Annotated in this window: 3 protein-coding genes; all 3 read left to right on the top strand. The window is 63.8% G+C overall.

The genetic code is table 11. The features are described from left to right. The coding region (locus tag ABSG20_RS31830; protein WP_423868420.1) for a zinc-binding dehydrogenase at positions 1–981 on the top strand (981 nt) is incomplete at its 5' end. A gap of 83 nt (positions 982–1,064) precedes the next feature. Continuing rightward, positions 1,065–2,201 carry a sugar ABC transporter substrate-binding protein gene (locus ABSG20_RS31825; protein ID WP_423868419.1) on the top strand — a complete coding sequence of 379 codons (1,137 nt, stop codon included), beginning with the start codon at positions 1,065–1,067 and terminating at the stop codon, positions 2,199–2,201. Positions 2,202–2,266: 65 nt separating this feature from the next. Next, a partial coding sequence (locus ABSG20_RS31820) for a sugar ABC transporter ATP-binding protein (RefSeq protein WP_423868418.1) occupies positions 2,267–3,800 on the top strand: 1,534 nt, incomplete at its 3' end.

The raw sequence follows: 3,800 nt of genomic DNA, 5'->3' as shown, positions 1-3,800 counted from the left end.
GGGACCGGTTTCACCGACACTTTCATCCGGCGCGGCCGCTACCCCGACTTCAAGGGACCGCTGCCGTTTACTCCGGGCTACGAACTGGTGGGTATTGTCGAGAAGGCCGGCTCCGGGGTGGTCTCGCCGCGCGAGGGGCAACTCGTCGCCGATCTCTGCATGGTCGGCGGTTACGCGCAATATGCCATTCGTCCCGCGCGTTTTCTGGTACCTGTTCCAGATGGCGTCGATGCGGCAGAGGCGGTTTGCATCCCGCTCGCCTACCTCACGGCCTTCCAGATGCTGACGCGCTATCGTCGCTTGTTTCCCGGCGAGACGATCCTCGTGATCGGGGCGTCAGGTACGGTCGGAACCGCGCTGCTCGATCTGGCCCGCCATCTCGGCCTCAAAGCCATCGGCACCTGCTCGGCGGTGAATCTCAGGGCGGTCGAGCAATTTGGTGCCACGGCCATCGACTACCGCGCCGGTGACTTCGTTGCTTCGGTGCGTCGACTGACGGCGGCAAGAGTTGGCGGCGCGGGCGTTGATGCGGCATTCGACGCGATCGGCGGATCTCATTTCGACCGCTCCTTTGCCTGTCTCGCGCCGGCAGGTACCCTCATCGGCTATGGCTCCCAGACCATGGCCGTCGGGCGCGAAAGCCTGATCGCGGCTGGGCTGGGGCTGGCGCGCCTGAAGCTATGGAGCGCATTGAGCTTCCTATACCAAGGCCGACGGGCGCTGTGGTACAGCATCACCGACCGCCGCTTGTCGCACCCTGAAGACTTCAGGGCTGACATGGCGGCTTTGTTCGAGTTGCTCGTCAGCGGTGCCATCCATCCGATCGTTATCGGTCGCGAACCCCTCACGGCAGTGCAACAGGTCCACGCACGGATCGACGCCGGAGGGCTCGGCGGCAAGATCGTGCTGCTGCCCTGGCCGGCGTCGCCTCGCGCACTTGCATCGCAATCGCCGCCGGGAGAGAATAACGGGCAAGGCTGACAACGATCAGCCTGGGATTGCCGGAGCGGCGGTTGTGCGCTGCAAACTGCCGACGTAGATCGGCTTTACAGGGAGGATAGAGCATGAAATCCAATGTGATGGTAAGCCGTGCGGCTGTTGCGATAGCATTGAGTACATTTGCGATCGGCTCAGCCGCCACTGCCGCCGGGCCGCAAATCGTGCAGGGGCCGTCAGCCGATCCCGCCTGCTACGCGCCCTGGTCGGCAGACACAAAATTCTTCAAATTCCCCGCCAAGACGGGCCCCTATCGCATCGCGCTGGCGAATGGCTACATCGCCAACACCTGGCGCATTCAGATGATCCAGACCGCCAAGGCCTATGCGGCGCAACCCGAGGTCGCCTCCAAGATCAAGGAATTCAAGGTGGTGTCGACGGGCGAAGACGTCGCCGCGCAGATCTCCGCGATCAATAATTTCATCGATTCCGGTTTTGACGCCGTGGTCGTCAATGCCCAGAACCCGAAGGCTTTCGCGCCGGTCATCAAGCGGGCCAAGGATGCCGGCGTCGTGCTGGTCGCCTTCGACAACATCCTCGACACCCAGGACGCCATCAACGTCGACGTCGATCAGAAAGGCCTCGGGGTGCTGTGGGCGAACTGGCTGATCAAGCATATTCCCGATGGCGGCAAGATCCTCGAGGTCCGTGGCGTGGCGGGTACGTCGGTCGATACCGACCGTCACAACGGCATCCACGAGACGCTCGATGCCTCCGGAAAGAAGTGGAATGTCGTGGAGGTGGTCGGCAAGTGGGACGATGCGACGGCGCAGAAAGCGACCGCCGACGCGATCGCCGTGCAGAAACGGTTTGACGGCATCACCGCGCAAGGCGGCGATACCGGCGTGGTGCAGGCCATGATCGACGCCGGACATCCCTTCGTCCCGTTTGGCGGCGAAACCGAAAACGGCTTCCGCAAGTTCTGCGCCGCCGATGCCGCCAAGGGCCTGAAGTGCTCGTCGGCCGGCACCGGCCCCGCGCAGGTCGCGGTCGCCATCAAGACCGCGATTGACGCGCTGCAGGGCAAGGTCATCCCGCAGTCGGTCAAGCTTCCCTTGGCGGTTGCCGAGGATCCCAACTTCAAGGATGGGCAGGATTTCTATTCGAGCCAGTCCGATAATTTCTTCGTCGGCAACTCATTCCCGACCTGCGGCATCAATTTTTCGGCGCAGGAAATCATGGGGCAATCCAAGGCCAACCAGTAAGGCTCATTCCGGCCGATCGCCGCGGCGAACTCGCGGCCCGCGGCGCCTGCTACGGGGATCACTCGATGGAAAGCCTTGTCCCGCTGTTCCGCATGGAAGGAATTTCCAAGCGCTATGGCGGCGTCCGGGCCTTGGAGGAGGCCGATCTCGACATCAAGGCCGGGCGCGTGCATGCCATCCTGGGCGAGAACGGGGCCGGCAAATCCACCCTTATCAAGGTCATGTCCGGCGTCGTCGCGCCCGACGAGGGGCGAATGCGGCTCGAGGGGCGCGAGGTCAACTTTCCCAACCCGGCCGCGGCCAGCGCGGCGGGCATTGTCTGCATTTTTCAGGAGCTGTCGCTGATCCCTGACCTTTCGGTCGCAGACAATATCGTGACCTCAAACCCGCCGGGCCGGTTCGGCCTGATCGACCGCAAGGCGCAGCGCAGAATAGCCGAGGCGGCACTGGCGCGCGCCGGCGGCGAGGACATCCACCCCTTGGCCCTGGTCAAGGACCTGCCCTTGTCGCGCCGGCAGCTGATCGAAATCGCGCGGGCGCTGACCCGCACGCCGCGGGTTTTGATTCTCGATGAGGCGACCTCGGCGCTCGCTGCGGCCGACGTGACGCGCGTCTTCGATGTCCTGAAGCGGCTGAAGGCCGAGGGGATCGCGCTGCTCTATATCTCGCATCGGATGCACGAGATCGCCGAACTGGCGGATGACTGTTCGGTATTCCGCAATGGCAGAAGGATCGCAACTTACGCGGCTGGGACCAAGAGCGACAACGAGGTCATCGAAATGATGATCGGCCGCGAATACAGTCACGTGTTCCCGTCCAAGCCCGCGGCGCCGGCGACCGCGGCAACGCCCGCAATCGAAGTGCGCAATCTCAGCTGGGCGCCGCGCCTCAACAATATCTCCTTCAGCGTTCGCCCTGGCGAAGTTGTGGGCCTCGGCGGTCTCGACGGGCAAGGGCAGCGCGAATTGCTGCTGGCGCTGTTCGGTGTATTGCGCGGGATCGGCGGCCAGATCCTGGTCGACGGCAAACCGGTCAGCATCGGCTCGCCGCGCGCGGCAAAGACCGAAGCCATCGGCATGGCGCTGATCCCGGAAGATCGCAAGACCGAGGGGCTGATGCTGCAAATGTCGGTGCGAGACAACCTGTCCTTTGCGACGTTGTCGGAGCTCGCGAACGGCGGCGTCATCGACCGCGATGCGGAACGCGATGCCGTTGACAAGATGATAACGCTGCTTGGCATCCGGACCGACGGCGTCGCGGCTCCGGCCAGTTCGCTGTCCGGCGGCAATCAACAGAAGTTGGTGATCGCCAAATGGCTGATGCGCAAGCCCCGCATCATCCTGCTCAACGACCCGACCCGCGGCATCGACGTCGGCACCAAACAGGAGTTCTATCAGCTGCTGCGCACGCTTGCCGAGGCCGGGACCGCGATCGTGCTTTATTCGACGGACTATGACGAGCTGATCGGCTGTTGCGACACGGTGCTGGTGCTTTACGACGGAACGGTCAAACGCGTCCTGAGGGGGGCGGAAATTACCGAGCGCGCCCTGATCAGTCTGGCCCTCAACATCGATGCCGTCGCCGACCAGGCGCCGCGGC

The organism is Bradyrhizobium sp., assembly GCF_049512235.1.
Taxonomy (GTDB): domain Bacteria; phylum Pseudomonadota; class Alphaproteobacteria; order Rhizobiales; family Xanthobacteraceae; genus Bradyrhizobium.
This window is presented reverse-complemented; position numbering and strand designations above follow the sequence as displayed.